Here is a 2,716-nt window from a genome sequence, read left to right as displayed (position 1 = left end):
GTTAATGCTTCGCATTTTATGATGAGCTTCTAAGGTATCAGGATTTTTTGGCTCTGCTTATTAACAAAACAAAGTGTGGCTGATAGGCCACCAACTTGCGGGCCTGGAGTGTTATTAGCCTCGTTTAAGATTTGTTGACCAAGTATTTCTGTCGGGGGACGGGCATGACGCAGACTGGTGTATATGCAGGTAACAATCCGGCCGATTTTGCTTCGTATTCCAATTGGGTTGGAAGTACGCCCAATAACGTGCTGCACTACCTCAACAACGATAGCTGGGCCGGGTTCGATAGTGCTGTCCCGTGGCAAGCGGGTTTGTGGAAGAACACTGCCGCCTCCAACATCTGGTCGGTGCCGCTGACGGTCACCGGCACCTCGCTTGAGCAGGTCGCCACGGGCGCTTTCAACGACCACTTCCTCAAGGCCGCACAGGGCCTGGCGCAGACCAAGGCCAGCAGCGACGGCAACATCTACGTCCGCGTCGGCTGGGAATTCAACGGCAGCTGGGAGCCCTGGGCCGCCAACGGCCACGAGGCCGCGTTCATCAAGTCCTTCCAGAACCTTGTCGACACCTTCCGGTCCGTGTCCGACAAGTTCAAGTTCGTGTGGGACACCGTCAACGATGGTGGCAACATGAACCCGGAGAAGGCCTATCCGGGCGACAAGTACGTCGATGTGATTGGAACCGACGTCTACTACATGACCCAGTGGGACGGCACCGATGCCGCCAAGGGGTTCAAGGGCGAGGTCACCCGCGCCTACGGCCTGCAGTGGCAGCAGGATTTCGCCGCAGCCCACGGCAAGGCCACCGCCATCTCCGAATGGGGTGTCGCCAGCGACAACGCCGCTCCCTACGTCCAGGCCATGACCAAGTGGATGGCCGACCACAACATGGTCTACGAGAACTACTGGGACTCGAACGGCGGGGGCTACAGCGGCCAGCTGAGCACGGGCGCAAACGCCACCGCAGGCGCTGCCTACAAGAGCGCTATCAGCAGCCTTCAGGGTGCAACCTCCACTCTACCCCTTACGGCCCCGACGGTTGCGATCACGTCGTCGGGCGGCCTGACGAACACGCTGGCAGTCAAGCTCGCCGGCACCGTGGGCGTGAGCGATGCCGGCACGACCGTGCATGTGCTGGATGGCGCCACCGAGATCGGAACCGCCCTCGTCCAGGCCGACGGCAAGTGGAGCGCCAACGTCTCGTTGCTGAACCAGCAGGGCAGCCACCAGATCAGCGCCAGCGACACCAACGCGGCAGGCACCGGCAAGAGCAGCAGCGTCAGCTACACCGTCGACACCGTCGCGCCGGTGGTGAAGCTCGGCCTGGTCCAGGACACGGGCACCTCGAGCACGGACAAGATCACCACCAACGCAGCCCTGACCGGCACGGCGGAAGCCGGAGCGAAGGTGACGCTGAGCGAAGGCACGACCGCGCTGGGCTCCGTCACCGCCGACAGCACCGGCCACTGGAACTTTACGCCCACAGGCCTGAAGCTCGGTGCCCACACCATCCTGGCCAGCCAGACGGATGCCGCCGGCAACACCGGCTCCGATACGTTCGCGTTCACCCTGCAGAACGCACCGACGGTTGCGATCACGTCCTCGGGTGGTCTGACGAACACGCTGGCGGTCAAGCTCGCCGGTACCGTAGGCGTGAGCGATGCCGGTACGACCGTGCATGTGCTGGATGGCGCCACCGAGATCGGAACCGCCCTCGTCCAGGCCGACGGCAAGTGGAGCGCCGCCGTTTCGTTGCTGAACCAGCAAGGCAGCCACCAGATCAGCGCCAGCGACACCAACGCGGCGGGCACCGGCAAGAGCAGCAGCATCAGCTACACCGTCGACACCGTCGCGCCGGTGGTAAAGCTCGGCCTGGTTCAGGACACGGGCACCTCGAGCACGGACAAGATCACCACCAACGCAGCCCTGACCGGCACGGCGGAAGCCGGAGCGAAGGTGACGCTGAGCGAGGGTACGACCGCGCTGGGCTCCGTCACCGCCGACAGCACCGGTCACTGGGACTTCACGCCCGCAAACTTGAAGCTCGGTGCCCACACCATCCTGGCCAGCCAGACGGATGCCGCCGGCAACACCGGCTCCGACACGTTCGCGTTCAACCTGGAGAGCAGCGCACCCGCTTCGACGTCCGTCACCCATACGGTGGCTCAGGGCTACGAGGTGGTGACCACGGAAGCCAACCGCGTGGTGACCGACAGCTTCGACTTCAACTGGCAGCGTACCGGCGCAGAAATCGTCACCAAAGATGCTCCTGGCAAGACCATCGATCAGCACTTTGACAAGAATTATCAGCAGATTTCAGCCGATGTCACCGAAGTGACTCAAGATGGCAATCGAGTGCTAAAGCAATTCTACGATGATACCTGGCACTTCACCCATGCTGAGATCGATACGCATAACATCTCAGGCCAGTCTTTTGGCTCGACCCATGAGATATTTGATGCGAACTGGCATGAGACAACGTGGGTAGCTTATACTGGCAAGCATCTGGACGGAAACATCATCGGGTAGATTGCTATTCCGAATGACGCACTTATATTTGTCAGCGGTAAGCCTGACGGATTTGACCAGCCAAGCAGGTCGATGAGTGCGGCATTCAGGGCAATCGATAAGAGGCCTCTAAATTTATCAGAAGCAATCATCGATATTTCCGCAAAGGAAAAAATCCGATTTACGAATTCAACAATGAACAATAT

Annotated in this window: 1 protein-coding gene; it reads left to right on the top strand. The window is 60.3% G+C overall.

Going from position 1 to position 2,716, the window contains the following annotated elements; genetic code table 11:
• The first annotated feature begins 164 nt into the window (after positions 1-164).
• A complete protein-coding gene (locus FV226_RS27260) occupies positions 165-2,531 on the top strand; it encodes an Ig-like domain-containing protein (RefSeq protein ID WP_147765376.1) in 2,367 nt (788 codons plus the stop codon).
• Positions 2,532-2,716 lie beyond the last annotated feature (185 nt).

The sequence above is a fragment of the Methylobacterium sp. WL12 genome, from assembly GCF_008039475.1.
In the GTDB taxonomy this organism is placed as follows: Bacteria; Pseudomonadota; Alphaproteobacteria; order Rhizobiales; family Beijerinckiaceae; genus Methylobacterium; species Methylobacterium cerastii.
This window is presented reverse-complemented; position numbering and strand designations above follow the sequence as displayed.